Source organism: Streptomyces sp. R44 (genome assembly GCF_041053105.1).
Lineage (GTDB): Bacteria > Actinomycetota > Actinomycetes > Streptomycetales > Streptomycetaceae > Streptomyces.
In genome coordinates, this window is sequence record NZ_CP163444.1 from 1,730,131 (window position 1) to 1,756,274 (window position 26,144).

Here is a 26,144-nt window from a genome sequence, read left to right on the forward strand (position 1 = left end):
CCGAAGGCCCGGAGACGGTGTTCCGTCTCCGGGCCTTCGATCCGGGTGGTGGGCGATACTGGGTTCGAACCAGTGACCCCTTCGGTGTGAACGAAGTGCTCTCCCACTGAGCTAATCGCCCGGGCGCACCGCAAACATTACCCCATGTCAGCGGGGCTCCCGAACCACCGGAAGGTCACTGGTCGATCTTCCACGGCATGACGAAGCCGAACTTCCAGAAGTAGACGGCGAGCAGTGCCGCGATGATCACCAGACCGATGGTGGTGAGGATGATGTTCCGGCGGCGGACCTTGGGGTCCAGGGCGCGCTGGGCCGCCTCCGTGACCTTGCGCTTGGTCCAGCGGAGGACGAGCTGGGCCCAGACGAACTCGGTCGCCCAGATCGCCATGCCTCCGAAGATGACCAGCCAGCCGGGCCCCGGGAGCGGCAGCATCACCACTCCGGCGCCGACCACGGCGAGTCCCACGATGAAGACGCCGACCTGCCAGCTCAGATGCAGGCCTCGGCGGGACTTGATGAACTCCGGTGCGCGGGATCCCAGTTCGGCTTCCTGGCCGTCTGCGGACTCCCCGGTACGCTCGTCACTCTCCGCATTCATACTCCCCAACCTACCGGACGGGGAGCCCCCACCGGAATGGCGGTATTACCGCAGGTCACACACGCCCATACGAGCTACCTGAACGATCACAAAACCGACAGAGGGGTTTACAACGGCACCGGAGGTGGCATGTCGATTTCGCCGACGTGCGAATCCCCGAGCGCACACTGAGCGAAAGGCCCTGGCGCTTATGAACACCACGGTCAGCTGCGAGCTGCACCTGCGCCTCGTTGTGTCGAGCGAGTCCTCACTGCCTGTACCCGCGGGCCTGCGGTATGACACGGCCGATCCGTATGCCGTGCACGCCACCTTCCACACCGGAGCCGAGGAGACGGTCGAGTGGGTCTTCGCCCGCGACCTTCTCGCCGAGGGGCTGCACCGGCCCACCGGCACGGGCGACGTCCGCGTCTGGCCGTCCCGTAGTCACGGTCAGGGAGTCGTCTGCATCGCGTTGAGCTCCCCCGAGGGAGAAGCCCTGCTCGAGGCCCCGGCGAGGGCCCTGGAGTCGTTCCTGAAGAGGACCGACGCCGCCGTGCCACCTGGCACCGAGCACCGGCACTTCGATCTCGATACGGAGCTCTCCCACATCCTGGCCGACAGCTGAGCCAGGCCGAGAGCCGCACGGCGCCGTCCGACTCGGGGCGACGGCGCCGCGCGGGCAGTCACTAGGCACGAGATCCGGCGCTCCCCCCGCGCAGCCGGCGCGGTGGGAGCGCCGGTGTCGTTTTCCGGGGCGCGCTAAAGTCAGCGCCATTCCGCGGGCACCCGCCCGCGGCCGGCCAGGGAGCGAATCGTGCTGATCCCCCACGACACCCGGATCGCCCTCGACACCGTCGTCGATCTGATGAACACCGCGCCGCAGGGCGAGCGGGCCGACGAGCTCGCGGACGTCCAGGAGCTCCATGCCTTCCTGGACGCGCACAAGGTCAGCGGCGTGGGCGAGCTCGGGTCCGAGGACCTGCGCGCGGTGCGCGAGGTGCGCGAGAAGTTCGCGGCGGTCTTCTCCGCCCCCGAGGCCCGGATCGCGGCCCCCCTGATCAACCAGCTGGTGGCGGGCGCGGGCACCACCCCGCAGCTCACGGACCACGACGGCTACGACTGGCACGTGCACTACTTCGCGCCCGGCGCCTCGGTGGCGGACCACCTCGCGGCCGACTGCGGCATGGCCCTCGCGTTCATCGTCGTGGCCGGCGAGCAGGAGCGGCTGCGGCGCTGCGAGGCGCCGGACTGCGGCCGGGCCTTCGTGGACCTCTCGCGCAACCGCTCGCGCCGCTACTGCGACAGCCGCACCTGCGGCAACCGTCTGCACGTGGCCGCGTACCGGGCGCGCCGCAAGGAAGCCGCGGGCTGACCCTGCGCCGTCACAGCACGAAGAGATCGTGCAGGGCCGCCATCAGCAGCAGACAGCCGATCACCCCGAGGAAGATCATCAGCGGCGGCTGGGAGAGCGCGAACAGACAGCCGCGCGGCTCTTCGGCAGGGGCGTCGGTGGCGGCGGGCACGGGCTCCCGCGAGGTATCCAGCATCTCGGGGGGATGATGACGCACCCCGGACCCGGCGAATCCCGCAACACGCCCCACCGCGGGGGCCGTTCACCCCTTCCCGTGGATCACGGAACGGGGACGGACACCGGAAGCGCCAGAAGTGATCAGATTCCGTGCTTCTTCAGAATCGCCTCGATGTCGCTGAAGTCCTCACCCGCGGCCTGACCGGCCTTCGGCTTCGCCGTCACGGCGCGGGAGGGCGCCGACGCGGCCGGGGCCACGGCTCTCGTCCCGGCTCCTCCGGTCGTCACCTCCCGGCCGGCCCGGCGCCGCTCCACGGCCCGGGTGGACAGGAAGAGCAGCCAGGCGACACCGAGCACGCCGAAGCCGGCCCAGGCCACCGGACTGAAGGCCGTGTCGGCGATCCACTCGACCGCACCCGTCATCACCAGGCCGAGCGGCACCAGGGCGTAGGCCGCGATCCGGGCGGCGGACAGGAACTTCTTCCGGTACGCCGAAATCGCGGCGATGCCCAGGCCCGCCGCGGACACCGCGGAACAGATGGTCTCGGCGAGCATGCGATCCTCCAGGTGCCGGGCGATACGTCCCTTCCATCCTGCACCGCCGGTACCGTCCGGGGCCATGCCCCGAGCCCCGTCTCAGGGAGATCTCCGGGTCTCCCCCACCGGGATCTCCTCCCCAGGTCCCAGTGGGAGACTGCTGCCATGAACGACTCCACCACCGCACCCGCCTCCCCCGTCGTCCTGGAGGCCTGGTTCGACCTCCAGTGCCCCGACTGCTTCCAGGCCCTCGACGACGTCCGCGCGCTCCGCGAGAAGTACGGCGACCGGCTCGACGTACAGCTGCGCCACTTCCCGCTGGCCAAGCACAAGCACGCGTACGCCGCCGCCCAGGCCGCCGAGGAGGCCTTCGAGCAGGGCAAGGGCTGGCCGTACGCGGAGGCGCTGCTCGCCAGGACCGCCGAGCTCGGCGACCGGGGCGAGCCGGTCCTCCTGGAGGTGGCGACCGGACTGGGCCTGGACGCCGAGGAGTTCGACACCGCGCTGATCGACGGCCGGCACCTGCTGACCGTCGACGCCGACGAGGCCGAGGGCAAGGCGATCAAGGTCACCGGCACCCCGACCTACGTCATCGGCGGCGAGCGCCTGGACGGCGGCCAGAGCCAGGAGGGCCTGCGGGAGCGGATCGAGCAGATCACCGACCGGCTTCTGGCCGACCGGTAACCGTCAGAGCAACGGCTTGGCGCTGTTGTAGAGCGTCGTGCGGTAGCCGAGCGACTCGTAGAGCCGGATCGCCGGGGTGTTGCCCGCGAACACATGCAGCTCGATCAGGCGCTCCCCGGCCTCCAGGGCGATGTGCTCGGCGAGCAGCATGAGGGCCCGGCCGTAGCCCTTTCCGCGCTGCCCCTCGACGACCTCGATCTCGAAGACGAAGCCCGTCCCCTTCCCGGGCTCGCGCTCCAGCCTGCCCACCCACAGATAGCCGACGACCTGCCCGTCGTGCACGGCGACGGACACGGTGACGCCCGGGGTCGCGAGGCCCTGCGGCAGGAAGCGGCGGCGGCCGTCCTCGGCCTTGGCGAGCGCCTGCTCCTCCGGGACGCCCCGGTCGATCCAGCTCTGTGCGAAGGCGGCCATGGACTTCGCCGACCACTCCTCGAACTCCGCCTCGGTCACCGGCCGGTGCGCGAAGCCCTCCGGCAGCGGCGGCGACCCGGCCGGCAGCTCCTTGACCATGTTCCTGCTGCGCTCGGTGTACCCGAGGGAGCGGGCCATCCGCAGGGCCGCCTCGGCGTCGGCGGGCACGGAGATCTGCACCTCGCCGCAGCCCCAGCTCCGCAGGACCTCCTCCGCGGCGAGCGCCGCCACCGTGCCCCGGCCGCGGCCCCGGTCGGGCTCCTCGACCAGGAGGCGGTCGATCAGGCCCGAGGCGGAGCCGAAGGCCTGATCGGTCGCGAGGTGGACGGATCCGACCCGGCGGCTGTTCACACAGATGTCGAAGGTGCGGGAACGGCCGCCGTCGGCGGACTGCTGAAGCGGCTCGGACGGCCGCAGGGTGGTGGTCATCAGAGGTGTTCTACCCACCCGGGCGCCACCCGTCATCCGGATTTACGCGAGCCCCGGGTCCCGGTCCGCGGCGGCCCGCTCGTCGAAGATCCGCATCGCCTTGGCGGTGACGGGACCGGGCGCGCCCGCGAGCTCACGGCCGTCGACCCGGTGCACGGCCTGGACGTCGCGGAGGGTCGAGGTCAGGAAGATCTCGTCGGCGGACGCGAGGACGTCCATCGTCAGATCGGTCTCCGCGGCGCCGGTCCACTCCACGGCCAGGGCCCGGGTGATGCCCGCGAGGCAGCCGGAGGAGACGGGCGGGGTGAGGATCCGGCCGTCGACGACGACGAAGACGTTGGAGCCGGTGCCCTCGCAGAGCTGCCCCACGGTGTTGGCGAAGAGCGCCTCGGAGGCCCCCTGCTCGCGCGCCCTGGCGAGGGCGACGACGTTCTCGGCGTACGAGGTGGTCTTGAGCCCGGTGAGGGCGCCCCGCTCGTTGCGCGTCCAGGGGACGGTGATCACGGCGGTGGAGTCGGGGCGGCGGCTCGTCTCGCCGAGGGCGACGACCAGGCTCGTCCCGGCGTCGCCGCGCTCCGAGCCGAGCGGGGAGAGTCCGCCGGTGTACGTGATGCGGAGCCGGCCGAGCTCCATCGGGTTGGCCTCCAGGACGGCGGCGCAGGCCCGGCGGACCTCGTCGAGGTCCGGGTCGGGCAGGCCGAGGCCGCGGGCGGAGCGGGTGAGGCGCTCCAGGTGAAGGGTGAGAGCAAACGTTTCGCCGCGCTCCGCCTTGACCGTCTCGAAAATGCCGTCGCCGACGGTCAGTCCGTGGTCCAGTACGGAGACCCGGGCGGTCTCCGCGTCGTGCAGTCCGCCGTTGACCCAGAGTTTCATCGAGAAGTGGCCCTTCCGCTCGCCTCACGGACGTCCGACTCGTGGGCGCCCGATGCCTCGTAGGCGCCCGACGCTATCGCGACGAGCCGGTCCGCCTTCAGCTCGGTCTCGGCCCACTCCCGCTCCGGATCGGAACCCCAGGTGATCCCCGCGCCCGTGCCGAAGCGCAGCACGCCCTCGGGGCGGTCGATCCAGAAGGTGCGGATGCCGACGGCCAGCTCACCGGTGCCCGCGTCGGCGTCGACCCAGCCGATCCCTCCGCAGTACGGACCGCGGGGCGCGGTCTCCAGGGCCTCGATGATCCGCAGCGCGCTGGACTTGGGCGCGCCGGTGACGGAGCCGGGCGGGAAGGTGGCGGCGAGCAGCTCGGGCCAGCCGGCGTCCTCGCGGAGCAGGCCGGTGACCGTGGAGACGAGGTGGACGAGGCCGGGGTGTTCCTCCACGGCGCAGAGCTCGGGGACGGCGACGGTGCCGGTCTCGCTGACGCGGCCGAGGTCGTTGCGGACCAGGTCGACGATCATCACGTTCTCCGCGTGGTCCTTGGGGAGGAGGTCGGCGGCGGTGCGACCGGTCCCCTTGATGGGGCCGGAGGAGATCAGGGCCCCTTCCCTGCGCAGGTACAGCTCGGGGGACGCGGTGGCGATCTCCACGCCGTGGGCGGGCAGGCGGATCGTTCCGGCGTAGGGAGCGGGGTTGCCGCGGGCCAGCAGAGCGGTGAGGGCGTCGACGTCGGCGGCGGCCGGGTCCGGCAGCGGCGCGGTCAGCACCCGGCAGAGGTTCGCCTGGTAGACCTCGCCGCGCGCGATGTGCTCGCGCACGCGCCGTACGCCCGCCGTGTACGCGGCGCGGTCGAGCGAGGACGTCCAGTCACCGGCGGCGGGACCGCGCCAGGCCCCCGGGACGGGCGCGGGGACCGGATCGGGCCGGACGTCCCCGAAGCGCGCGCAGGTGAGGCGCCCTTCGAAGTCCGCGCAGACGGCCCAGAAGCCTGCGGAGTCCAGTGCCTCGGGGTCGTGGGTGACGTCCCGGAGGTCGGTCGCGACGAGGCCGCCGAAGCGGGCCAGGGGAGCAAGGTCGTGCACGCATCGAGTCTAGGTCGGGCGGGGCGGCGGCACGGGGTCGTGTACGGAGGGGGCGGGAGGGACGTGCGGGGTGGGGGCTCCGCGCCACCTCGGGGACACGGCGAGTGAACGCCACGCGAACCCTCCGGGAGGCCCGGCCGGGCACCGTGAAGGGCCCGCAGGTCAGCACGCTGCGGAAACGCGTTTTTGTACTGGCCCAGGAATCCGCTAGAGTTCAACACGTCGCCGGGACGCGCAAGCGAAACGGAAACGACAAGCGGACGTGGCTCAGTTGGTAGAGCATCACCTTGCCAAGGTGAGGGTCGCGAGTTCGAATCTCGTCGTCCGCTCGATGTGGGGGATCTTCCCGAACCCCCGTATTCACTCCTGGTGGAGTGGCCGAGAGGCGAGGCAACGGCCTGCAAAGCCGTCTACACGGGTTCAAATCCCGTCTCCACCTCCAAGCGCGATTAGCTCAGCGGGAGAGCGCTTCCCTGACACGGAAGAGGTCACTGGTTCAATCCCAGTATCGCGCACGCAGAACAATCGAAGATCCGGTCCGTACGGACCGTCCCGCGCGATTAGCTCAGCGGGAGAGCGCTTCCCTGACACGGAAGAGGTCACTGGTTCAATCCCAGTATCGCGCACCACAGTTCACGCACCCCTCGGGTGCGCCCGCGCGATTAGCTCAGCGGGAGAGCGCTTCCCTGACACGGAAGAGGTCACTGGTTCAATCCCAGTATCGCGCACGCAGTACGAGCACCTTCGGGTGTACCCGCGCGATTAGCTCAGCGGGAGAGCGCTTCCCTGACACGGAAGAGGTCACTGGTTCAATCCCAGTATCGCGCACCATCGGGAAGCCCCCGGTCGCAGCTCGCGGCCGGGGGCTTCTTCATGCCCGGGACGGGACGGGTCGGGACCGGTGGGCGCCGGTCCCGTTCGGTCAGGAGGAGAAGAGCATCCGCCCGAAGCCGCCCTTGCGGTAGTGGCCGCCGTGGTGACCACCGTGGTGGCCGCCGTGATGCGGGGCGCCCCAGGCGGGCGCGGCGGGGGCGGGCTGCGCCGGGTAGGCCGGCGGGGCGGGCGGGGCCTGCTGGACCCACTGGGACTCCAGGCGGGTCAGGGCCTCCAGCTCGCCGTAGTCCAGGAATATGCCCCGGCAACCGCTGCACTGCTCGATCTGGACGCCGTTGCGGTTGTACGTGTGCATGGCCGCATGGCACTTGGGACACTGCATGCTCGGCTCAACTCCCTGACATTGCCGTTCGAATGGTGGCTTCACCTTACGTGGACGCCGAAAGGGCCTACCCGGTTCGATGTCCGGCGATGCGGGCACAGGTGTCGATCATCACTTCCTCGACCTCGTCGAGGGGCCGGCGCTCGGCCGTGGACTTGGCGAGCGCGAGCGCGGCGGTCTGGACCGTCAGCGCCCGTGCGGGCACGTCGAGACGGTCCCATGGCTCGGCGCCCACGGCGGGGCCTCCCGCCTCCTGGTACGCGCCGAGGAAGCGGGACCAGACCTCCGGCGGCAGGATCCCGGCCGCGAACCACGCGGCGGGCCGGGCCAGATCCCACGCGGGGTCGCCGAGACCCAGGTCGTCGATGTCTATGAGCCGCCAGGGCCCCTGGGGTCCCGGGCCGGTGTCGCGGACGAGCTGACCCAGGTGGAAGTCGCCGTGGCAGAGGAGCCGGTACGCCGCAGGGGCGTCCGGGACCGTTCGCCAGGCGTCCAGGACGGTCGCGGCCGCCGGGTGGTCCGGGGCCGTGCGGCGCATCCGGTCCACGGCCAGGGCCACCTTCGCGGGGGCCCGCATGTCCGGGAGGCGCTCGGCCCAGCCGGGCGGCGGTGGGGTGCGGTGCAGCAGGGCGAGGAGCCGGGCCGCCTCCTCCCACGGTGCGGCGTCGGGGTCCTCCGGGGCGACCGGCGGACCGTACGGCCAGAGCGTGACGGGGCGGCCGTCGAGCACGTCGGGGCCGGGCTGCGGCGGCGGGAGCGGCGGCAGGAAGACACCGCCGACGTCCTGGTGCGCGGCCAGTGCCAGCCGTACGCGATGGGCCTCGGGATCCGTACCGGGCGCGTGCGCCTTCGCGACGAGGCCCCCGTGCCGTACGACGGTCCCGTCGTCCCGGTCGGCCAGCACCCCGACCAGGCCGCTCGCGCAACGGCAGGGATCGTCCGTCGGGTGAGCCGCCGTGTGAGCCATGGCCGTGAGGCGGTGGAGCGGGGGTGCGGCGGGGGTGGGGGGTGTCCTGGCTGCTGAGTCCACTCCCGGAGCGTACGGGGTGCTTCGACCGCCGCCGTCGGCCGGACCCGGTCCGGGGAATGCGCGAGGGCCGGTCAGCTCCCCAGCTGACCGGCCCCACGCTGCCGTCCGCCGCACCCCCGTCCCCACGGGGTTGATGGCCGGATGTCCCGACCCGGGCCGCTCTCCCGGGTCCGGGGCGCCGCTCAGCGCCCCAGCATCACGCCCACGGACGACGCCTGTGTGACCACCGCTTCCCAGCCGCCGAAGACGACCACGAGCAGGGCCGCGAGAGGGAGGACCATGGCCGTGGCCACCAGGGGGTGACGGCGGCTCGAAGGCCGGGGGGTCGTCCGGTGTGCCGTGTAGGCCATGGTTCCTCTCCTGTCGTGTCTGGCGCGGCGGGTGCGTGACCTCGGGGGACGAGTGCTGCACCCGCCGCTTGACCTCAACACTAGGGAGCGGGAAGCGCCGGGACGTCATGCCCGCGTATCGACTTCCGGGCCTCCCGGAGGATGAGGCCCCGCCGTGCGGCGTACTCCCCTGGGTGGAGACGGACACCCGGAACCCCGGGTCTTCCCGGAGGGGGCGCCCCGGGACGGCGTGGCGGCGTGACTTCGCTCACTTCCCCGGGTCCCGTGGTCGCGGGTGGGCCCGGTGGCCCCGGAGGCCGTCCTCCCGGGCGTCCTGCCGGATCCGGGACAGCTCGTCAAGTGGTGTTCCGCGAACGGGGGTTGAGGCCCCTCCTTGGTGCCGCCGGCCCCCGGTGTCCCCCTCAGCACTGACAATCGATCCCGCTGCGAGGGCGCGGCCTATGAGCGCGTACGGGCGCCACTACGTAAGCTGTGCCACGTCGAACGGACGAGGGGACGGACATGGCGATGATGCGGCTCCGGCGCGAGGATCCGCGGATCGTCGGGTCGTTCCGGCTCCACCGCAGGCTGGGGGCCGGCGGGATGGGCGTCGTGTATCTGGGATCCGACCGGCGCGGCCAGCGGGTGGCGCTGAAGGTGATCCGGCCCGACCTCGCCGAGGACCAGGAGTTCCGGTCCCGCTTCGCCCGCGAGGTCTCGGCGGCCCGGCGGATCCGGGGCGGCTGCACCGCCCGGCTCGTCGCCGCCGATCTGGAGGCCGAGCGCCCCTGGTTCGCCACCCAGTACGTGCCCGGTCCCTCGCTGCACGACCGGGTCGCCGAGGAGGGCGGGCTGCGCGCCGCCGACGTCGCCTCGATCGGGGCCGCCCTGTCGGAGGGCCTCGTCGCCGTCCACGAGGCGGGGGTCGTCCACCGTGACCTCAAGCCGTCGAACATCCTGCTGTCGCCCAAGGGGCCCCGGATCATCGACTTCGGGATCGCCTGGGCGACGGGCGCGAGCACCCTCACCCATGTCGGCACGGCCGTCGGCTCACCCGGCTTCCTCGCGCCCGAGCAGGTGCGCGGGGCCGCCGTCACCCCGGCCACCGACGTCTTCTCGCTCGGCGCCACCCTGGCGTACGCGGCCATGGCCGACTCGCCCTTCGGGCACGGCAGTTCCGAGGTCATGCTCTACCGCGTCGTGCACGAGGAGCCGCAGCTCCACGGAGTGCCGGACGCGCTCGCGCCGCTGATCCGCGCCTGCCTCGCCAAGGACCCGGAAGACCGGCCCAGCACCCTGCAGCTGTCCATGCGGCTCAAGGAGATCGCGGCGCGCGAGGCCCAGGGGCTTCCCGCCTCCCGGCCGCCGGTGCAGCGGGAGCGGGCCGAGGAGCGCAACACCGTCCGGCCCACCGAGCGGTACACCGAGCGGGACGTGCCCGGGCGTGGTCCCGAGCGGGGTTCCGAACGGGGTGGTGAGCGCGGGGCCGGGCGCGGGCCCGCTTCTTCCTCGCGTTCCTCCGCGGGGCCCCGGACCGGTGGTTCGCGCGGTCCCCAGTCCCGGCCCGGGACCCGGCCCGGTGCGCGGTCCACGTCGACCGGCCGCCGCCCCGCCAACCCTCGGCTGCTGCGGCAGCGGCTCTTCGTCTTCGTGGTCGTGACGCTGGTCGTGGCCCTCGGCATCGCCGCCGCGCAGGCCCTTCAGGGCTAGGCCGTCTCTTCCGGATCCTGCGCGACTCGCCAAGATCCGAGACGGCCCGGTGCCCGTCGGCGGTCAGGCCTCCGGGCGGCCCGTCGCCACCGCGTAGAACGCCACCGCCGCCGCCGCGCCCACGTTGAGCGAGTCGACGCCGTGGGCCATCGGGATCCTGACCCACTCGTCCGCGGCCCGCAGGGCCTGCGTGGACAGGCCGTCGCCCTCCGCTCCGAGCATCAGCGCCACGCGCTCCAGGCGGTGCGGGGCGGCCTCGTCGATCGAGGTCGCCTTCTCCGCCGGGGTCAGCGCGAGGAGCTTGAAGCCCGCCTCCCGTACCGCCTCCAGGCCTCGGGGCCAGGTGTCCAGGCGGGCGTACGGCACCGAGAACACCGCGCCCATCGACACCTTCACCGAGCGGCGGTACAGCGGGTCCGCGCAGTCCGGGGACAGCAGGACCGCGTCCATGCCGAGCGCGGCGGCGCTGCGGAAGATGGCGCCGATGTTGGTGTGGTCGTTCACCGACTCCATGATCACCACCCGGCGGGCGCCGGCGAGGAGCTCGCCCGCCTCCGGGAGCGGCTTGCGCTGCATGGAGGCGAGGGCGCCGCGGTGCACGTGGTAGCCGGTGACACGTTCCGCCAGGTCCGGCTGGATCGCGTACACCGGCGCCGGGACCTCGTCGATGACGTCCCGCATGACGTCCACCCACTTGGCGGAGAGCAGCATGGACCGCATCTCGTAACCGGCCTGCCTCGCGCGGCGGATGACCTTCTCGCCCTCCGCGATGAACAGGCCCTCGGCCGGCTCGCGCCTGCGGCGCAGCTCGACGTCGGTCAGCCCGGTGTAGTCGCGCAGGCGCGGGTCGTCGGGGTCGTCGATCGTGATGAGTTCGGCCACGAGGTGATACTGCCTTGTCCGGGGTGTGGTGCCAATGTGCGGGAAGGTTTGGTTACCCCTGGTTACTCCGGGGTGTCGCTTCCGTGGTTCTTCGTCAGCTTGTCGGGGCCCTCGGTCACCACGTCGCCGATGACGATGACCGCCGGCGGGCGGACCTCCTCGGCCCTGACCGTCTCCGCGACCGTCGCCAGCGTGGCGTCCACCCGGCGCTGCGTCGCCGTCGTGCCCTCCTGGATCAGGGCCAGGGGGGTGTCCGGGCTCTTGCCGTGGGCGATCAGCGCCTCGGCGATCTTCCCGATCTTGTCCACTCCCATGAGGATCACGAGCGTGCCCGTGAGCTTCGCCAGCGACGCCCAGTCGACCAGCGAGCGCGGGTCGTCCGGGGCCACGTGGCCGCTGACCACCGTGAACTCGTGCGCCACCCCGCGGTGCGTCACCGGGATGCCGGCCGCTCCCGGGACCGAGATCGAGCTGGAGATGCCCGGGACCACCGTGCAGGCGATGCCCTCGGCCGCCAGGGCCTGGGCCTCCTCCATGCCCCGGCCGAAGACGAAGGGGTCACCGCCCTTGAGGCGGACCACCGACCTGCCCTGCTTCGCGTGCTCGATCAGGGCGTTGTTGATGGCCTCCTGGGCCATGAAACGGCCGTACGGGATCTTCGCCGCGTCGATCACCTCGACGTGCGGCGGCAGCTCGTCCAGGAGGTCCCGGGGGCCGAGCCGGTCCGCGATGACCACGTCCGCCTCCGCGAGCAGCCTGCGGCCGCGGACGGTGATCAGGTCCGGGTCTCCGGGTCCGCCGCCCACCAGGGCGACGAAGGGGGTACGCGCGCGGTGCGCGGGCGCGGCGATCGAACCGTCGCGGAGGCCCTCGACGATCGCGTCCCGTACGGCCGCGGAGCGGCGGGGGTCATGGCCCGTGAGCACCGCCACGGTGATGCCCGCGTCGCGGCCCGTCGCCGGGGTCCAGGCCGACGCAGCTTCGGCGTCGTCCGCCCGTACGCACCAGGTCCTGGTGCGCTCGGCCTCGGCCGAGGCCGCCGCGTTCGCGGTCGGGTCCGTGGTCGCCACCAGGGCGTACCAGGCGTCCGCGAGGTCGCCGTCCTCGTACCTGCGCTTGATCCAGGTGATCTCGCCCGTCTCCGCCATCGCGTCCACGGACGGGGTCGCGGACGGGGAGATCAGGGTGATCTCCGCGCCCGCCGCGATCAGCGCCGGGAGGCGGCGCTGGGCCACCTGGCCGCCGCCGAGGACGACGACGCGGCGGCCGGCGAGGCGCAGTCCGACGGGGTAGGCGGGGTGCTCGGCGTTCTCTGCCATGGGTGAGCGGCTCCTCGGAGAGCGTGGCGGTGCGGGCGAGGGTGCCGCTGCTGCGGTGGAGCGGCTCGTTCATGGTCACGATAGCGGTGACCTGGGGTTTGCCGGGTGTGACGGATGTCCCCCGGCCGGTTCCCGCGCGTCCCCCACCCACTTCCCTGAGTGGATGGGGGACGCGCCGGGGTGCTACTTCTCGGTGACCCCCGCCGAGTCGAACGTCGCCACCTCGTGCATCGCGCGTGCCGCGCTCTGGACCAGCGGGAGGGCCAGGAGGGCGCCCGTGCCCTCGCCGAGGCGGAGGTCCAGGTCGACCAGCGGGCGCAGGCCGAGCTTGTTGAGCGCCGCCACGTGGCCCGGCTCGGCGCTACGGTGGCCCGCGATGCACGCCGCGAGCGACTCGGGCGCGATGGCGCGGGCGACCAGGGCCGCCGCGCCCGTGGACACGCCGTCCAGGATGACCGGGGTACGGAGCGAGGCCGCGCCCAGGATCAGGCCCACGAGGGCCGCGTGCTCCAGGCCGCCGACCGCCGACAGGACGCCGATCGGGTCCGCCGGGTCCGGCTTGTGCAGGTCCAGGGCGCGACGGACCACGTCCACCTTGCGGGCGTGCGTCTCGTCGTTGATGCCCGTGCCCCGGCCCGTGACCTCGGCCGCGTCCACCCCGGTGTAGACCGAGATCAGCGCCGCCGACGCCGTGGTGTTCGCGATGCCCATCTCGCCCGTGAGCAGGGCCTTGTTGCCGGCCGCCACGAGGTCGCGGGCCGTCTCGATGCCCACCTCGATCGCCGCCAGGACCTCTTCCCGGGTCATCGCCGGACCCGTGGTGAAGTCGCCCGTGCCCGGGCGGACCTTGCGGGGCAGGAGTCCCGGGGTGGCCGGGAGTTCCGACTTCACGCCCACGTCGATGACGCAGACCTCGGCGCCCACCTGGTTCGCGAAGGCGTTGCAGACCGCTCCCCCGCCGAGGAAGTTGGCCACCATCTGGCCCGTGACCTCCTGCGGCCACGGCGTGACGCCCTGGGCGTGGACACCGTGGTCACCGGCGAAGATCGCCACGGCCGCCGGCTCCGGGATCGGCGGCGGGCAGACCCGGGACAGACCCGAGAGCTGGGCGGAGATGATCTCCAGCATGCCCAGCGCCCCGGCGGGCTTCGTCATGCGCTTCTGGCGCTCCCACGCCTCGCCGAGCGCCTTCGCGTCCAGCGGGCGGATGTTCGCGACGGTCTCCTGGAGGAGGTCGTGCGGCTCCTCGCCCGGCAGGGCGCGGCGGCCGTACGTCTCCTCGTGGACCACCCAGGCCAGCGGGCGGCGCTTCGACCAGCCCGCCTGCATCAGCTCGGGCTCGTCCGGGAACTCGTCGACGTATCCCACGCAGAGGTACGCCACCACTTCGAGGTGCTCGGGAAGTCCGAGGGCACGGACCATCTCGCGCTCGTCGAAGAAGCTGACCCAGCCGACGCCGAGGCCCTCGGCGCGGGCCGCCAGCCAGAGGTTCTCCACGGCGAGGGCCGAGGAGTACGGGGCCATCTGCGGCTGCGTGTAGCGGCCGAGCGTGTGACGGCCGCCCCGGGTGGGGTCGGCGGTCACGACGATGTTCACCGGGGTGTCGAGGATCGCCTCGATCTTCAGTTCCTTGAACTGCTTCGCCCGGGCCTTCGGCAGCGACTTGGCGTAGGCCTCGCGCTGACGCTGGGCCAGCTCGTGCATCGTCTGCCGGGTCTCGGCCGAGCGGATCACGACGAAGTCCCAGGGCTGCGAGTGGCCCACGCTCGGCGCGGTGTGGGCCGCCTCCAGGACGCGGAGCAGCACCTCGTGCGGGATCGGGTCGCCGCGGAAGCCGTTCCGGATGTCGCGGCGCTCGCGCATCACGCGGAGCACCGCCTCGCGCTCGGCGTCGTCGTAGCCCGGGGCCGGGGCGGCCGGGCGCGTGTCGGCGTCGGTCGCCGCCTCGGTGGCCGTGTCGGCCTCCGCGTCGGCCTCCGGCTGTGCCTGTACCTGCGCCTCGGCTTCGGGCTCCGCCTGAGCCAGCGTCTCGGTCTCGGTCTCGGTCTCAGGCTGTGCCTGTACCTGCGCCTCGGCTTCCGGCTGTGCCTGAGCCTCGACCTGCGTCTCCGCCTCGGGCTCCTCGGCCACGACCGGGATCTCTTCGGCCACGGCCTCCACCGGGGCCTCCGTCGGCTCCTCGGCCTGCGGCTGAGCGGGGACTTCGGCCGGGGTCTCGGCCGGGGCCTCGGCGGGGATCTCCGCGGTCGCGGGCTCCTCCGGGGCCACTGCCTCCGGTACGGCCTCCACCACGGCCTCCACGACCTGCTCGGCCGGGACCTCCACGGGCGCGACCTCGACGGCCTCGGCCTGTACGGGCTCCTCGGCCGGCCGTGCGGCCTCGGGGGCGGCCTCCGCCTGGACCTCGACCGGCGCGGCCTCGATCGGCGCGGCCTCGACGGCCTCGGGCTGCGCCGGCTCCTCGACCGGCTGCGCCGGCTCGGCAGGGGCCTCGGCCACCTGCGGCTCGGCCGGGGTCGCCTCGGCCTCGCGCGGGGCGGGGACCGTGACCTCCGGGGCCGCTTCCTCGGGGGCCGGGACGGGCTCCGGGGTCGCCTCCACGACGGCCTCGGGGGCCTCCTGCGGCTCCGTCGGCTCCGCCACCTCGGCGACCGGCGCCGGCTCGGCGGCCTGGGGGGCCTCCGGCGTCGGGACCGGGGCCAGGTGCGGGGTCGTCGGGACCGAGCCCTCGACCTGGACGAACTGGGCCGCCGGCGGGACGACCGTTTCTGCGGGCGCCGCCGGCTCCTGCGGCTGCGCGACCCACGGCTCGGCGCCCTGCGGGGCGAGCTGCTGGTCCTGCGCGATCTCGAAGTACTCGGGGCCGGTGGTCGGCGGGCCCGGGTTCCGCAGCGGCATCGGGGCGGGGGCCGTCGCCACGACCGGCTCGGCGGCGGGCACGGGCTGCGGGGCGGGTGCCGGGGCCGCGGCCGGGCCGCGGTCGGCGAGGGACAGCACGACGCCGCCGGTGGCGTCGGGCACCGGCGGGCCCATGTGCAGCGGGCGCCGCGCCGGAGGCGGGGTCGCGGCCGCCGCGGGCGGGGGCACGCGGACGCCGCCGAGGTCGACGGAGCCGGAGTCGCGGCCGGCCGCCTCGTGGGCGCCGGTGTCGAGGATGCCCGGCTCGTAGCCGTGCTCGGTGACGACCGGGACGCCGTGCGCCGGGGTGCCGAGCGGCACGCCCTGCGGCGGGGTCTGGCCCTGGGGGGCCGTCAGGACGTCGGCGAGCGCCACGCCGTCGGGGAGCGGGCCCGTGAGCGGGTCCGGCAGCGGGTCGGTGAGCGGGTCGCCCATCGGGACCGGCGCGCCCTGGTTCGGGACCACGGGGACCGGCGGCGGCACGGCGACCGGCGGCGCGGGCGCGACGCCCGGCGGGTGCTCGCTCCAGGCGCCCTGGGCGCCCGGCATCAGGAGCAGGTCGTCGTCCTCGGAAGTGTGCTCGGAGGGGTCCAGGAAGGTGTACGCGCCCGGTGCGGGGATGCCCGGCTGCTCGACCATGCCTGCGTTCTCCGGCAGCCCCTCGCCCGGGACCTGGCCGGTGTCCGTCATGCGTACCCCTCGCCCATCGCTTGTGCTCCTTCAGACCTGCGCCCGTCGACAAGAACGAGCGCGCGCGCCGCGCGGCACGAAGCACACGCGGACACCCACACATTGTCGCGGCCCTCGGCCATCGTGGCAGGGAGATCTGCCACGGTGCGCTGTGGACTGCGCCACGTCGCGCGGTCCCCCCTTGTCACGTACCACATCGGTGGCACAAAGCGGCCACCCATTCAGGACATTGACGAACAGAGCGCCGAACGTCCCGGTGCGGTACAACAATCGGCCAGCCTACCCTGCCCCGGTGGGGCGGCCTGGTCACGGGGCTCGGTCGATCCTGCGTCCGGACAGCAGGAACACGACCGAACGCTCGCGTTCCGACCAGTCGTCCGGGTCGAGTCCGACGGTCTGGAGGAGGAGGCTCTCGACGGCGTAGCCGCCGTCGGCGAGGGCGGCGCCGATCGCCTCGGCCTCGTCGCGGGTGGAGGCGTGGGCGACGATGCGTTCGGGCCGGCGGTCGGTGCAGGCGGTGACGACGGGGACGCCGCCGGCCGCGATCCGTACGACGTCCGGCTCGGGCAGGCTCTCCAGGACGTGCGGGGCGCGGCCCCGGACGGTCTGGAGGGGCACTCCGTGGCGCCGGGCCGCCCGTTCGGTGCGGGCGCAGGCGGCCGGGTCGGCGTCGACGGCGATGACGGCGGCGCCGAAGCGGGCCGCCTCCACGGAGAAGGCGCCGCCCGCGCATCCGATGTCCCAGACGAGGTCGCCGGTGCGGGGCCCGAGGCGGGCCAGTTGGGCGGCTCGGAGGGCGGGGTCCGCGCCCGCGCCCGGACGGGCCGGTCCGGTTCCCGGGCCTTCGTCCTCGGAGTCGTACTCCTCGGTGGGGAGTCCCCAGCCGCGGACCGTGCGGGCGGCCGGATCCTGGCCCATCAGCCAGGGGGCGGTGGGGGTGCCGCCGACCGCGCCGCCGATGACGAGGACGACGTTCGGGTCGCGCCAGGTGTGGTCGGCGGCCTTGTCGGAGGTGAGGACGGAGACCTGTTCGCGTTCGGTGCCGAGCTGCTCGCAGACGACGAAGGTGCGGTGGACGCCTTCGAGGAGGAGGGCGAGTTCGGCGGGTCCCGCGCCCGGGGAGGTGAGGACGGCGACCTTGGGGTGGGCGCGGCAGACGTTGACGGCGCGGCGGAGCGTGCGCTGGTGGGCGACGACGATCCGGGCGTCCTCCCAGGGCATGCCGGCGCGTGCGAAGGCGGCGGCAACGGAGGAGACGGCGGGGACGACCTCGACCTCCAGGCCGTGCTCGGGGGCGCGCAGGGTGCGGACGACGCCGAAGAAGCCGGGGTCGCCGTCGGCGAGGACGACGGCGGTGCCGCGGTGGGTCGCGATGCGGCGGGCGGCGAGGTCGACGCTGCCCAGGCGGATGCGTTCGGCGGCGGGCGGCACCTCGGGCAGCGCCAGGTGGTGGGCGGCGCCGGCCACCAGGGTGGCGGCGGAGAGCGCGGACCGGGCCGCCGCGGTGAGGGGCGAGCCGTCCCAGCCGATCACCGTGACGCGGTCGGCCATCGTCGTCTGTCTCCCTGTGGTGTTGTCGCAGGTCGGGGGCGTGCCGAGCGTACCCCGGGATTGTTCCGGGGGGCTCAGCTCCAGTCGGTGTACGAGGAGTAGCCGGCCTCGGCCATCTGGTCGGCGACGCCGTCGAGGTCCTCGGGGAGGAGGCCCCAGACGATGAAGTCGGTGCGCAGTTCGGCCCAGGTGCCGTCCTCGGTGCGGGTGCGGGCTATGCAGGCGTTGCGGAGGACGCCTTCGCTGATGCAGCCGATCTTCTGGGCGACCTGCTGGGAGGCGGTGTTGTCGGCGGCGGTGCGCAGTTCCAGGCGTTCGAACTTCTGGTCGCCGAAGAGCCACTGGGCGGTGGCGAGCGCGGCTTCGGAGGCGTAGCCCTCGCCGCGGGCCCAGGGGGCGATGATGTAGGACATCTCGGTGGAGCGGACCCGCCAGTCGGTGTTGCTGAGCTGGACGATGCCCACCAGACGCTGGGTCAGGAACTCGGTGACGGCGAGGTCGAGGCCCCGGCCCGCGGCGCGTTCGGTGGGGGCGTACTCGGTGATCCAGCCGCGTGCCGCGTCCTCGGTGTAGGGCTGGGGCACGGCCGTCCAGGCGGCGACCATCTCGTCGTTCATCATCTCGGCGAGGGCGGGGGCGTCCGCCTCGTCGAGCGCGCGCAGCACCAACCGGTCCGTGTTGATGGAGATGTCCGGAAAGGTGGTAGTCATGCGCAGCTCCATGCCGTGGACCGTCCGAATCGAGCGTGAACGCACAGCATGCAGCATGCGGCCGCGGGTGCGCATGGCCGGGTCGGGTGTGCCGGGGGTGTCGGGGGCGGGTGTGGCGAAGGCCCCGCGCATCGGACGGGATGCGGGGGCCTTCTGCTCAAGGACTGTACGGGGGAACCGGTCTGACGGTCCCTCGGACGTCCGTCCTGCGGTGCGGCCTTACTGGGCGGCGCCGAAGGCCGGGATGACCGAGCCCTTGTAGGTGTCCTCGATGTACTTCTTCACCTCGGGCGAGTTGAGGAGCTTGGCGAGCTTCTGCACGCGGGCGTCCTTCTCGTTGCCCTCCTTGACGGCGAGGAAGTTGGCGTACGGGTTGCCCTCCGCCTTCTCCAGGACGAGGGCGTCCTTCGCCGGGGAGAGCTTGGCCTCGATGGCGTAGTTGCCGTTGATGACGGCGGCGTCGACGTCGTTCAGGGCGCGGGGCACGGTGGCGGCCTCCAGCTCCTTGAACTCCAGGCCCTTCTTGTCGGTGATGTCGGAGAGCTTGGCGTCGGTGCCGACACCGTCCTTGAGGGTGATGAGGCCGTTCTCGGCGAGGAGGTGGAGCGAGCGGCCCTCGTTGGTGGTGTCGTTCGGGACGGCGATGGTCTGGCCGGCCTTGATGTCCTTCACCGAGTTGAGGCTCTTGGAGTAGAGGCCCAGCGGCTCCAGGTGGACGTTGACCACGGGGACGATGGTGGTCTTGTTCTTCTTGTTGAAGTCGTCGAGGTACGGCTTGTGCTGGAAGAAGTTGGCGTCGACCTGGCCGGACTGGGTGGCGGTGTTCGGCAGGACGTAGTCCGTGAACTCCTTCACCTCCAGCTTCAGGCCGGCCTTCTCGGCCAGGTTGTCCTTGACGAAGTTGAGGATGTCGGCGTGCGGCGTCGGGGACGCGGCGACGACGAGCGGCTTGTCGGCGGAGCCGGCCGAGTCCTTGGTGGAGGACGGGTCCGAGGAGGTGCCGCAGGCGGTGAGGCCGAGGGCGACGGCGGCGGTGGCGGCTATGCCGGCGGTGAGCTTGATGTTCTTACGCACGAAGAGTGCCTCTTTCCGGTGGAGCGGTGGACGCCTGGACAACAAGTCCGGGCTGTTCTTCGAAAACGAAGTCTTGGGGTGGCTGGGGGCCGTTACGCGGTACGGCCCCGGCGGGCGAGGAGTCGGACGACTCCGTCGCCGATGAGCTGGACGACGGTCACGACGGCGACCAGGACGACGACGGTGACCAGCATGAAGGTGGTGTCGAAGCGCTGGTATCCGTAGGTGACGGCCTTGGAGCCGAGGCCTTCGCCGCCGACCGCGCCGGCCATCGCCGAGTACCCGATGAGGACGATCACGGTGGTGGTGACGGCCGAGACCAGCGAGGGCAGGGCCTGCGGGAGCAGTACCTTGCGGACGATGGTGGGGATGCCGCCGCCCATGGCCTGGACGGCTTCGACGAGTCCGTGGTCGACCTCGCGGATCGCGGTCTCGACGAGGCGCGCGAAGAAGGGGATGGCGCCGATGGCCAGGGGCACGATCATCGCGGTCGGGCCGATGAAGGTGCCGACGACGAAGGTCGTGAAGGGGATCAGGGCGATCAGCAGGATGATGAACGGCAGCGAACGCCCGACGTTCACGATCGCACCGACGACCTTGTTCACCGGCCGGTTCTGCAGCAGTCCGCCCTTGTCCGTGAGGACGAGGAGGATGCCGAGCGGCAGGCCGCCGACGACGGTGACGACGGTGGCCCACAGGACCATGTAGAGGGTGTCGACGGTGCCCTGCTCCAGGAGGGGCTGCATCTCCGACCAGGTCACTTGGCACCTTCCTTCACCAGCACGGGCGCGATCTCTTCCACGGTGTCCTCCACGAGCTCGACCTGGAGGCCCTGCTCGCGCAGGAAGCCGACCGGGACGACGTTCTCCTCGTACCGTCCGGGCAGTTCGATCCGCATCCGGCCGATCTGCTTCCCGCCGACGGTGTCCATCGCCGCCCCGAGGATCGAGATGTCGATGTTGTACGTGCGGGAGAGCTGGGAGATCACCGGCTGGGTCGCGGCCTCGCCGTGGAAGGTGACGTCCACGACGGTGCGGTCGGGGCCGGTGGGGGCGCCGCTGACCGGGAACAGCTCGGCCGCCAGCTGGGAGCCGGGGGTGGCGAGCAGTTCGCCGACGGTGCCGGACTCGACGACGCGGCCGTGCTGCATCAGGGCGGCGGAGTCGCAGATCGTCTTGACGACGTCCATCTCGTGCGTGATGAGCAGGACGGTGAGGCCGAGCTGCTGGTTGAGGTCGCGCAGGAGCTGGAGGATGGAGCGGGTGGTCTCCGGGTCGAGGGCGCTGGTGGCCTCGTCGGAGAGGAGGACCTTGGGCTTGCCGGCGAGGGCGCGGGCGATGCCGACGCGCTGCTTCTGGCCGCCGGAGAGCTGGCCGGGGTAGGACTTGGCCTTGTCGGCGAGGCCGACGAGGTCGAGGAGTTCGAGGGCGCGGCGGGAGCGCTCGGCGCCGGAGACGCCGAGGATCTCCAGGGGGAGCTCGATGTTGTCCTTGACCGTGCGGGAGGACAGCAGGTTGAAGTGCTGGAAGACCATGCCGATGCTGCTGCGCGCCCGGCGCAGGTCCTTGCCCGCGCGGCGGCTCTTCCCGGCGAGGGCGGTGAGGTCGACGCCGTCGACGGTCACGGTGCCGGAGGTGGGGCGCTCCAGGAGGTTGACGCAGCGGATGAGCGAGGACTTGCCGGCGCCGCTCTGGCCGATCACGCCGAACACCTCGCCCTCGCGGACGTGGAGGTCGACGCCGTCCAGAGCGGTGACCTGCCGGCCGCGCGACTCGTAGACCTTGGTCAGGCCCGAAGTGGTGATCACAGGGGTTTCCGTCACTGTCGAGTGCGCGACGCGGGGTCCGTCGTGCACGGGGCATTCGTCATTTCGGACAGTCAGGCGCACGGGGAGGCTGCTCCGGCTGGTGGCCGGTCGGCAGCGGTGCGCGGGGCAGGCACGGTCCGGCGCCGGATGGCGGTCGGATCGGCTCGGCCGTCGGGGTCTCGCTTCGGGGCGCGAGGCTCAGGCGGGGGCCCTCAGATGGCGCACATTCGACACATACAACGAGCACCGGGCGTCGTGTTCGCCTCGGTCGCAAGGGTGCGGCTGCTCGTCGTGGTCATGTCTGCAAGTAAAACATGCGCAGCTGCGAAGGGAAGGGGGTTGTCCGAATAGCGGACGCCGTTGAGACGGCATGCGGACGCCTCGGAGTCGCCCGCCGGCGCGTGTTTCCGTGCGTGGCCTGGACGGATCCGGCCCTCGGTCGGGGGTCGGCGGGGAGGGTGATCGGGTACGGGATGTGGCCAAGGCCACGCGGTCGGAGGGCGCTCGCGGAGGCGGGGGGCGAGCGCATCGGGCCCTTCCAGCCGTAATACCCTCGGGCGCATGCTTGACGCCCTGACGGTCGCGGTCTCCGTGGCCGCGCTCGCCCTCGCCGCCTGGTGCGGCTTCGCCGCCTTCCGTGACCAGTCGACCAAGGACTGGCACTTCATCGGCATGGCCGTGGTGACCTTCCTGGTCCTGGTCCAGCTGATCGTCGGCATCGTGCAGCTGGCGCGCGGCGAGAAGGCCGAGGAGGGCACGACGATCTTCGTCGCCTATCTGCTCGGTGCGCTGTGTGCGGTGCCCATCGCCGGTTTCATGTCGCTCGCGGAGCGCAGCCGGTGGGGTTCGGCGACGGTGGCGGCCGGCGCGGTCGTCCTGGCCGTGCTCGAAGTGCGTCTCTACGACATCTGGACGGTGGGCTGACCATGACGACGACCGAGACCCAGGGGAAGACCCGTCTCGTCACGGGCCCGGGCATGCTGCTCGTCTGGCTGTACGGCGTGATGTCGGTGGGCGCGGTCTCCCGCTCGATCTACCAGATCGCGACCGAGTTCGACCGTGCGCCGCTCGCGTACGGCCTGTCGGCGGTGGCTGCGGTCGTCTACGTCTTCATCACGTACACGCTGGTACGCGGCGGGGAGAAGGCCCGCAGGGCGGCGCTGGTGTGCTGCGCCGCCGAGCTCGCGGGCGTGCTGATCGTGGGGACCTGGACGCTGGTGGAGCCGTCCGCCTTCCCGGACGCCACGGTCTGGTCGGACTTCGGCTACGGCTACATCTTCATTCCGGTGCTGCTGCCGCTGACCGGCATCTGGTGGCTGCGGAAGTCGGCCAAGGCCGCCTGAGCCCCGCCTGTCCTCAGGAGCCGGGGCCGCCTAGGCGGCCTTCTCCAGGGTCACCAGGGTGAGCCTCGGGCCGAGTTCGCGGGTGCTCACCTGCGCGTAGCCCTTGCTGCGGTAGAGGCGGAGATTGCCCTCGCTGCGGTGGCCGGTGAAGAGCTGGAAGCGCTTGGCCGACGCCGTCTCCTCGGCCTCCGAGGCGAAGTGGCGCTCGATGCCGTCGAGGAGCCGGCCGCCGAGGCCGTGCCGCTGCATGCGCGGGTGGACGATGAGCTTGGCGATCCGGACCGTGCCGTCCTCGTCGATGCGGGCCCGCACGGAGGCGACGACCTCGTCGCCGAGCCGGGCCACGAGCCCGTGCCCCTCGTCCAGTTCGGCGCGCAGGGCGTCGAGCGACTGGGTGAGCGGTTCGATGGACCAGTCCCCGTAGAGCTCCGCCTCGCTCTGGTAGCAGAGGTACTGCAGCTTCAGGATGTGCTCCGCGTCCTGCGGTTCCGCTGCTGAGATGGTCACACTCAGGCCCATGTGTGCATGCCTCCCGCTCATCTGGTCGATCATCGGTTTACCGCACCCTTCCCCGTCGACCGGGGGCGGGAACCTCTGCAGCCAGCATTCTGCGCAGGCATCCCAGGCAACGGGAACGCATCGGCCCCAGGCTGCCCTGTGAGATACCCAACTCTCCTGCGATTTCGCGGTAGGTGGGGTCCTCCGGGTCGAGCATCGCGGTGAGCACCTTCGGGCAGCGGCCGGGTGTCCTGGTGACGGCGGCGCGCAGGGTGCGGCGGCCCTCGGCGACCAGCAGGGAGTGCTCCGGGGAGCCGTGGGGCTCGGCGCCGCCCGGTGCGTGGACGGGTTCGTCCCGGTAGGGGCGTTCCCGGTCGTGGGTCCTGCGCGCGCGGCGCGCCTCCGCGCGGACGGCGCGGCGCAGCCATTCGGCGGGCCTTTCGGGGGCTGTGCCGGTCTCCTGGAGCTGCTCCAGGAGACGGAGCCAGACGGCCTGTTCGAGGTCGCCGGGGTCGACGCCGGCGGCCGGTGCCTCGGCGTCGGACTCCGCGGAGAGCAGCGGGGCGAGGGTGGCGAGGAGGCCGGGGGCGGCCGCGGGGATGGTCTCGGGGGCGGTCTCGGGGGCGGTCTCGGGGGCGTGCTCGGGGGAGGTCATGACCGGCACGATGCCGGGGTGCGCGGCCGTGGTTGCGGTACGGGACGTAAACCACCCGGGAGGGGGTCGTACGGTGCGGCGGTCCGCCCGTACGGCCCCCTCGTCGGGTCAGGCCTGTCGCCCGTACGGCCCCCTCGGCGGGTCAGTCGCGGGCGGCGAGGTCCGCGGCGGCGAGCAGGGCGGTGTCCGGGTTGTCGGAGAAGATGCCGTCGATCCCCGTCTCCAGGTACCGCTTGAGGGCGCCGAAGGCGTCGCCGTACGCCGTCGGGTCCGTGCCCTTGCGGAAGTCCGCGGGCAGGAAGGTGTTCTCGTTGCGGTGCGTGTACGGGTGGAGGATCAGCCCCTCGGCGTGCGCGTCGCTGACCAGGGTGGTCGGGGTCCCGAGCCGGCCGCTCGCGTCCTTCGGGATGACCAGGTCGAGCGTGGGGCCGATGCCCTGCGCGTACGAGGCGATCCAGCGCAGGCCCTCCGGGGTGACGAGGTCGGCGACCGTGCGCGGGTCCCCGGCCTCGACGAAGTCCCAGGGGCGGCTGCTCGCGCCCGAGAGCAGGACGACGCCCGGGGCGTCCACCAGCTTCGCGAGGCGCTGGATGCTGCTGGGCTCGAAGGACTGGAGGAAGACCGGGGAGTTCGCGCGGTGGCGCCCGTACCGGCGCAGCAGCTTCGCGAGGCGCTCCTCCAGGCCGAGGCCGAGGGAGCGGAAGTAGCTGGGGTGCTTGGTCTCGACGTGGAGCCAGATCTCGCGGCCCCGGCGGCGGCCCTCCTCCTCGGCCCAGATCAGGACCTCCTCGAAGGTGGGGACCGTCCAGCGGCCGTCGTAGAGGGTGTTCTCCTGGCGGGTGCCGGGGATGCGCTCCTTGGCCCGCAGGGTCTTGAGCTCGGCGAGCGAGAAGTCCTCGGTGAACCAGCCGGTGAGGGCGGTGCCGTCGACGGTCTTGGTGGTCCTCCGGGAGGCGAACTCGGGGTGGTCGGCGACGTCGGTGGTGCCGGTGATGTCGTTCTCGTGGCGGCAGACCAGGTGTCCGTCCCGGGTGGGGACGAGGTCCTGCTCGACGACGTGCGCGCCGAGGTCGAGGGCGTGGCGGTAGGAGCCGAGGGTGTGCTCGGGGCGGTAGCCGCTGGCGCCCCGGTGGCCGATGACGGTGGGGACGGGGAGGGAGCGGTAGCCGTGGCCGCGGCCGGGCGCGCCGTCCGGGGCGGCGGCCCGCGCGGTGCCGGTGGCGGCGAGGGCCGTGGAGGCGCCGAGGACGGTGGCGCCCGCCGCTCCGAGAACCGTCCGCCGTGCCGGGGTCCGGCGTTCGCCCTGGGTCATGAGGGATCCTCCTGTGTGAGCCGCGGTGTGATGTCCCGCACCTGTCAACTGTTGTCCCCGACGCTAGGCAGCGGGGCCCTACGGGCGGCAGACCTCGGCCGAACATGGCGGAAACACACGTCAACACTGCGTATCCACTCGGTGAACCCGATGTGCGCGTGAGGGTGACCCGCGAGTATCGTCGCCAGCTGCAACCGTCGGTCCGCCCGCTCGGCCGACCCGCTTCCCACCGGAGGAACCGTTGTCCCGTCATGCGATCATCAAGGCAGTGCTCGGGCCGGTCATGCGCCTGATGTTCCGCCCCCGCGTGGAGGGCGCCGAGAACATCCCCGGGACCGGTCCCGTGATCCTCGCCGGCAACCACCTGACCTTCATCGACTCGATGATCATGCCGATCTGCCTGGACCGTCCGGTCTACTTCATCGGCAAGGACGAGTACGTGACGGGCAAGGGCCTCAAGGGCCGGGCGATGGCCTGGTTCTTCACCAGCGTCGGCATGATCCCGGTGGACCGGGACGGCGGCCGCGGTGGTGTGGCGGCGCTGATGACGGGCCGTCGTGTCCTGGAGGAGGGCAAGATCTTCTCGATCTACCCGGAGGGCACCCGCTCCCCCGACGGCCGGCTGTACCGGGGCCGTACGGGCATCGCGCGGCTGACCCTGATGACGGGGGCGCCGGTGGTGCCGTTCGCGATGATCGGCACCGACAAGATCCAGCCGGGCGGTGCGGGCTTCCCGCGCCCGGGCAAGGTGACGGTCCGCTTCGGCGAGGCGATGGAGTTCTCGCGGTACGACGGAATGGACCGCGACCGGTATGTGCTGCGGGCGGTGACGGACTCGGTAATGGCCGAGGTGATGCGGCTCTCCGGGCAGGAGTACGTGGACATGTACGCCACCAAGGCGAAGGCGGCGTAGGCGCTCCGCTTCGGTTCGGAAGCACCACGAGGGCGGCGTCCTGGACAGGGCGCCGCCCTCGTGGTGTCGTGCCCACCCGTTCC

Annotated in this window: 27 protein-coding genes and 7 tRNA genes; 13 read left to right on the top strand and 21 right to left on the bottom strand. The window is 72.5% G+C overall.

Going from position 1 to position 26,144, the window contains the following annotated elements; all coding sequences use genetic code 11:
* Positions 1–46: 46 nt before the first annotated feature.
* Together AB5J54_RS08000 and AB5J54_RS08005 are read right to left on the bottom strand one after the other, a co-directional pair.
* Positions 47–121, bottom strand: a tRNA-Val gene (locus AB5J54_RS08000).
* A 54-nt stretch (positions 122–175) separates the two neighbouring features.
* Entirely contained in the window at positions 176–598 is a 423-nt protein-coding gene (locus AB5J54_RS08005; RefSeq protein WP_369143195.1) for a TIGR02611 family protein, read from the bottom strand.
* A gap of 190 nt (positions 599–788) precedes the next feature.
* Here AB5J54_RS08005 and AB5J54_RS08010 point away from each other — a divergent pair, with 190 nt between their 5' ends.
* Positions 789–1,202 (top strand): SsgA family sporulation/cell division regulator, encoded by a 414-nt coding sequence (locus AB5J54_RS08010; protein ID WP_015032345.1) that lies wholly within the window; start codon positions 789–791, stop codon positions 1,200–1,202.
* 189 nt (positions 1,203–1,391) lie between these two features.
* Complete coding sequence (locus AB5J54_RS08015; protein ID WP_369143196.1) at positions 1,392–1,949, top strand: CGNR zinc finger domain-containing protein; 558 nt, start codon at positions 1,392–1,394, stop codon at positions 1,947–1,949.
* A gap of 10 nt (positions 1,950–1,959) precedes the next feature.
* Here the strand turns inward: AB5J54_RS08015 and AB5J54_RS08020 are convergent, their stop codons facing one another.
* Both AB5J54_RS08020 and AB5J54_RS08025 read right to left on the bottom strand, forming a co-directional pair.
* The gene (locus AB5J54_RS08020; RefSeq protein WP_369143197.1) at positions 1,960–2,124 is read right to left on the bottom strand and encodes a hypothetical protein; all 165 of its coding nucleotides are present in this window, start codon (positions 2,122–2,124) and stop codon (positions 1,960–1,962) included.
* 122 nt (positions 2,125–2,246) lie between these two features.
* The gene (locus tag AB5J54_RS08025; RefSeq protein WP_369143198.1) at positions 2,247–2,660 is read right to left on the bottom strand and encodes a hypothetical protein; all 414 of its coding nucleotides are present in this window, start codon (positions 2,658–2,660) and stop codon (positions 2,247–2,249) included.
* A 147-nt stretch (positions 2,661–2,807) separates the two neighbouring features.
* Between AB5J54_RS08025 and AB5J54_RS08030 the strand changes: the two genes are divergently transcribed.
* Positions 2,808–3,326 carry a DsbA family protein gene (locus AB5J54_RS08030; protein WP_369143199.1) on the top strand — a complete coding sequence of 173 codons (519 nt, stop codon included), beginning with the start codon at positions 2,808–2,810 and terminating at the stop codon, positions 3,324–3,326.
* Between the two features lie 3 nt (positions 3,327–3,329).
* Here the strand turns inward: AB5J54_RS08030 and AB5J54_RS08035 are convergent, their stop codons facing one another.
* From AB5J54_RS08035 to AB5J54_RS08045, 3 genes are read right to left on the bottom strand one after another with little or no spacing between them, the layout of a single operon-like run.
* Positions 3,330–4,169: a GNAT family N-acetyltransferase gene (locus tag AB5J54_RS08035; protein ID WP_369143200.1), complete on the bottom strand. Its 840-nt coding sequence runs from the start codon at positions 4,167–4,169 to the stop codon at positions 3,330–3,332.
* Positions 4,170–4,211: 42 nt separating this feature from the next.
* A complete protein-coding gene (locus tag AB5J54_RS08040) occupies positions 4,212–5,042 on the bottom strand; it encodes an aminotransferase class IV (protein ID WP_369143201.1) in 831 nt (276 codons plus the stop codon).
* Positions 5,039–6,124, bottom strand: coding sequence for a chorismate-binding protein (locus AB5J54_RS08045; protein WP_369143202.1), 1,086 nt, complete (start codon positions 6,122–6,124; stop codon positions 5,039–5,041). Before AB5J54_RS08045 ends, AB5J54_RS08040 begins: the two co-directional genes overlap by 4 nt.
* Before the next feature lie 256 nt (positions 6,125–6,380).
* On the opposite strand from AB5J54_RS08045, the gene AB5J54_RS08050 reads away from it, so the two are divergent.
* The 6 genes from AB5J54_RS08050 to AB5J54_RS08075 all read left to right on the top strand — a co-directional run bounded on the left by AB5J54_RS08050 (position 6,381) and on the right by AB5J54_RS08075 (position 6,955).
* Positions 6,381–6,453, top strand: a tRNA-Gly gene (locus AB5J54_RS08050).
* A 39-nt stretch (positions 6,454–6,492) separates the two neighbouring features.
* Positions 6,493–6,566 (top strand) — tRNA-Cys (locus AB5J54_RS08055).
* 1 nt (position 6,567) lies between these two features.
* A tRNA-Val gene (locus tag AB5J54_RS08060) sits at positions 6,568–6,639 on the top strand.
* Positions 6,640–6,678: 39 nt separating this feature from the next.
* Positions 6,679–6,753: transfer RNA gene (locus AB5J54_RS08065), tRNA-Val, on the top strand.
* 27 nt (positions 6,754–6,780) lie between these two features.
* Positions 6,781–6,852 (top strand) — tRNA-Val (locus AB5J54_RS08070).
* A 28-nt stretch (positions 6,853–6,880) separates the two neighbouring features.
* Positions 6,881–6,955 (top strand) — tRNA-Val (locus AB5J54_RS08075).
* Positions 6,956–7,046: 91 nt separating this feature from the next.
* Here the strand turns inward: AB5J54_RS08075 and AB5J54_RS08080 are convergent.
* The 3 genes from AB5J54_RS08080 to AB5J54_RS08090 all read right to left on the bottom strand — a co-directional run bounded on the left by AB5J54_RS08080 (position 7,047) and on the right by AB5J54_RS08090 (position 8,720).
* On the bottom strand, positions 7,047–7,340 hold the full coding sequence (locus AB5J54_RS08080; RefSeq protein WP_116161966.1) for a zf-TFIIB domain-containing protein: 294 nt from the start codon (positions 7,338–7,340) through the stop codon (positions 7,047–7,049).
* Positions 7,341–7,407: 67 nt separating this feature from the next.
* Entirely contained in the window at positions 7,408–8,370 is a 963-nt protein-coding gene (locus AB5J54_RS08085; RefSeq protein WP_369143203.1) for a phosphotransferase family protein, read from the bottom strand.
* 182 nt (positions 8,371–8,552) lie between these two features.
* Entirely contained in the window at positions 8,553–8,720 is a 168-nt protein-coding gene (locus tag AB5J54_RS08090) for a hypothetical protein (protein WP_369143204.1), read from the bottom strand.
* Between the two features lie 501 nt (positions 8,721–9,221).
* Between AB5J54_RS08090 and AB5J54_RS08095 the strand changes: the two genes are divergently transcribed.
* Positions 9,222–10,409, top strand: a complete 1,188-nt coding sequence (locus AB5J54_RS08095; RefSeq protein ID WP_369143205.1) for a serine/threonine-protein kinase — start codon at positions 9,222–9,224, stop codon at positions 10,407–10,409.
* 63 nt (positions 10,410–10,472) lie between these two features.
* Here AB5J54_RS08095 and AB5J54_RS08100 read toward each other — a convergent pair whose 3' ends face one another.
* The 8 genes from AB5J54_RS08100 to AB5J54_RS08135 all read right to left on the bottom strand — a co-directional run bounded on the left by AB5J54_RS08100 (position 10,473) and on the right by AB5J54_RS08135 (position 21,340).
* Positions 10,473–11,291 (bottom strand): TrmH family RNA methyltransferase, encoded by an 819-nt coding sequence (locus tag AB5J54_RS08100; RefSeq protein WP_369143206.1) that lies wholly within the window; start codon positions 11,289–11,291, stop codon positions 10,473–10,475.
* A 62-nt stretch (positions 11,292–11,353) separates the two neighbouring features.
* Positions 11,354–12,610, bottom strand: a complete 1,257-nt coding sequence (gene cobA, locus AB5J54_RS08105) for a uroporphyrinogen-III C-methyltransferase (protein WP_369143207.1) — start codon at positions 12,608–12,610, stop codon at positions 11,354–11,356.
* A 183-nt stretch (positions 12,611–12,793) separates the two neighbouring features.
* The gene (cobT, locus tag AB5J54_RS08110) at positions 12,794–16,198 is read right to left on the bottom strand and encodes a nicotinate-nucleotide--dimethylbenzimidazole phosphoribosyltransferase (protein WP_369143208.1); all 3,405 of its coding nucleotides are present in this window, start codon (positions 16,196–16,198) and stop codon (positions 12,794–12,796) included.
* 306 nt (positions 16,199–16,504) lie between these two features.
* Complete coding sequence (gene cbiE / locus AB5J54_RS08115) at positions 16,505–17,749, bottom strand: precorrin-6y C5,15-methyltransferase (decarboxylating) subunit CbiE (RefSeq protein ID WP_369143209.1); 1,245 nt, start codon at positions 17,747–17,749, stop codon at positions 16,505–16,507.
* 74 nt (positions 17,750–17,823) lie between these two features.
* Positions 17,824–18,459 (bottom strand): GNAT family N-acetyltransferase, encoded by a 636-nt coding sequence (locus AB5J54_RS08120; protein ID WP_369143210.1) that lies wholly within the window; start codon positions 18,457–18,459, stop codon positions 17,824–17,826.
* Positions 18,460–18,678: 219 nt separating this feature from the next.
* Positions 18,679–19,533 (bottom strand): MetQ/NlpA family ABC transporter substrate-binding protein, encoded by an 855-nt coding sequence (locus tag AB5J54_RS08125; protein ID WP_369143211.1) that lies wholly within the window; start codon positions 19,531–19,533, stop codon positions 18,679–18,681.
* Between the two features lie 92 nt (positions 19,534–19,625).
* Positions 19,626–20,294, bottom strand: a complete 669-nt coding sequence (locus AB5J54_RS08130; RefSeq protein WP_351188194.1) for a methionine ABC transporter permease — start codon at positions 20,292–20,294, stop codon at positions 19,626–19,628.
* Positions 20,291–21,340 (bottom strand): methionine ABC transporter ATP-binding protein, encoded by a 1,050-nt coding sequence (locus AB5J54_RS08135; RefSeq protein ID WP_369143212.1) that lies wholly within the window; start codon positions 21,338–21,340, stop codon positions 20,291–20,293. The genes AB5J54_RS08130 and AB5J54_RS08135 overlap by 4 nt, the downstream gene beginning before the upstream one ends.
* Before the next feature lie 561 nt (positions 21,341–21,901).
* Between AB5J54_RS08135 and AB5J54_RS08140 the strand changes: the two genes are divergently transcribed.
* Together AB5J54_RS08140 and AB5J54_RS08145 are read left to right on the top strand one after the other, a co-directional pair.
* Complete coding sequence (locus AB5J54_RS08140) at positions 21,902–22,264, top strand: hypothetical protein (RefSeq protein WP_041128303.1); 363 nt, start codon at positions 21,902–21,904, stop codon at positions 22,262–22,264.
* A gap of 2 nt (positions 22,265–22,266) precedes the next feature.
* Entirely contained in the window at positions 22,267–22,683 is a 417-nt protein-coding gene (locus AB5J54_RS08145) for a hypothetical protein (protein ID WP_369143213.1), read from the top strand.
* A gap of 30 nt (positions 22,684–22,713) precedes the next feature.
* Here the strand turns inward: AB5J54_RS08145 and AB5J54_RS08150 are convergent, their stop codons facing one another.
* The 3 genes from AB5J54_RS08150 to AB5J54_RS08160 all read right to left on the bottom strand — a co-directional run bounded on the left by AB5J54_RS08150 (position 22,714) and on the right by AB5J54_RS08160 (position 25,148).
* Entirely contained in the window at positions 22,714–23,202 is a 489-nt protein-coding gene (locus tag AB5J54_RS08150; protein WP_369143214.1) for a GNAT family N-acetyltransferase, read from the bottom strand.
* A 37-nt stretch (positions 23,203–23,239) separates the two neighbouring features.
* Positions 23,240–23,836, bottom strand: a complete 597-nt coding sequence (locus tag AB5J54_RS08155; protein ID WP_369143215.1) for a sigma-70 family RNA polymerase sigma factor — start codon at positions 23,834–23,836, stop codon at positions 23,240–23,242.
* A gap of 142 nt (positions 23,837–23,978) precedes the next feature.
* Entirely contained in the window at positions 23,979–25,148 is a 1,170-nt protein-coding gene (locus AB5J54_RS08160) for a glycerophosphodiester phosphodiesterase (protein WP_369143216.1), read from the bottom strand.
* A 241-nt stretch (positions 25,149–25,389) separates the two neighbouring features.
* Between AB5J54_RS08160 and AB5J54_RS08165 the strand changes: the two genes are divergently transcribed.
* A complete protein-coding gene (locus AB5J54_RS08165; RefSeq protein WP_369143217.1) occupies positions 25,390–26,061 on the top strand; it encodes a lysophospholipid acyltransferase family protein in 672 nt (223 codons plus the stop codon).
* The last annotated feature ends 83 nt before the right edge of the window (positions 26,062–26,144 follow it).

Bases quoted from the DNA above. Each gene is read 5' to 3' on its own strand.
- AB5J54_RS08005 (WP_369143195.1), bottom strand. From the start codon at position 598: ATGAATGCGGAGAGTGACGAGCGTACCGGGGAGTCCGCAGACGGCCAG.
- AB5J54_RS08010 (WP_015032345.1), top strand. From the start codon at position 789: ATGAACACCACGGTCAGCTGCGAGCTGCACCTGCGCCTCGTTGTGTCG.
- AB5J54_RS08020 (WP_369143197.1), bottom strand. From the start codon at position 2,124: ATGCTGGATACCTCGCGGGAGCCCGTGCCCGCCGCCACCGACGCCCCT.
- AB5J54_RS08025 (WP_369143198.1), bottom strand. From the start codon at position 2,660: ATGCTCGCCGAGACCATCTGTTCCGCGGTGTCCGCGGCGGGCCTGGGC.
- AB5J54_RS08030 (WP_369143199.1), top strand. From the start codon at position 2,808: ATGAACGACTCCACCACCGCACCCGCCTCCCCCGTCGTCCTGGAGGCC.
- AB5J54_RS08035 (WP_369143200.1), bottom strand. From the start codon at position 4,169: ATGACCACCACCCTGCGGCCGTCCGAGCCGCTTCAGCAGTCCGCCGAC.
- AB5J54_RS08040 (WP_369143201.1), bottom strand. From the start codon at position 5,042: ATGAAACTCTGGGTCAACGGCGGACTGCACGACGCGGAGACCGCCCGG.
- AB5J54_RS08080 (WP_116161966.1), bottom strand. From the start codon at position 7,340: ATGCAGTGTCCCAAGTGCCATGCGGCCATGCACACGTACAACCGCAAC.
- AB5J54_RS08090 (WP_369143204.1), bottom strand. From the start codon at position 8,720: ATGGCCTACACGGCACACCGGACGACCCCCCGGCCTTCGAGCCGCCGT.
- AB5J54_RS08095 (WP_369143205.1), top strand. From the start codon at position 9,222: ATGGCGATGATGCGGCTCCGGCGCGAGGATCCGCGGATCGTCGGGTCG.
- cobA (WP_369143207.1), bottom strand. From the start codon at position 12,610: ATGGCAGAGAACGCCGAGCACCCCGCCTACCCCGTCGGACTGCGCCTC.
- cobT (WP_369143208.1), bottom strand. From the start codon at position 16,198: ATGACGGACACCGGCCAGGTCCCGGGCGAGGGGCTGCCGGAGAACGCA.
- cbiE (WP_369143209.1), bottom strand. From the start codon at position 17,749: ATGGCCGACCGCGTCACGGTGATCGGCTGGGACGGCTCGCCCCTCACC.
- AB5J54_RS08120 (WP_369143210.1), bottom strand. From the start codon at position 18,459: ATGACTACCACCTTTCCGGACATCTCCATCAACACGGACCGGTTGGTG.
- AB5J54_RS08140 (WP_041128303.1), top strand. From the start codon at position 21,902: ATGCTTGACGCCCTGACGGTCGCGGTCTCCGTGGCCGCGCTCGCCCTC.
- AB5J54_RS08145 (WP_369143213.1), top strand. From the start codon at position 22,267: ATGACGACGACCGAGACCCAGGGGAAGACCCGTCTCGTCACGGGCCCG.
- AB5J54_RS08150 (WP_369143214.1), bottom strand. From the start codon at position 23,202: ATGGGCCTGAGTGTGACCATCTCAGCAGCGGAACCGCAGGACGCGGAG.
- AB5J54_RS08155 (WP_369143215.1), bottom strand. From the start codon at position 23,836: ATGACCTCCCCCGAGCACGCCCCCGAGACCGCCCCCGAGACCGCCCCC.
- AB5J54_RS08160 (WP_369143216.1), bottom strand. From the start codon at position 25,148: ATGACCCAGGGCGAACGCCGGACCCCGGCACGGCGGACGGTTCTCGGA.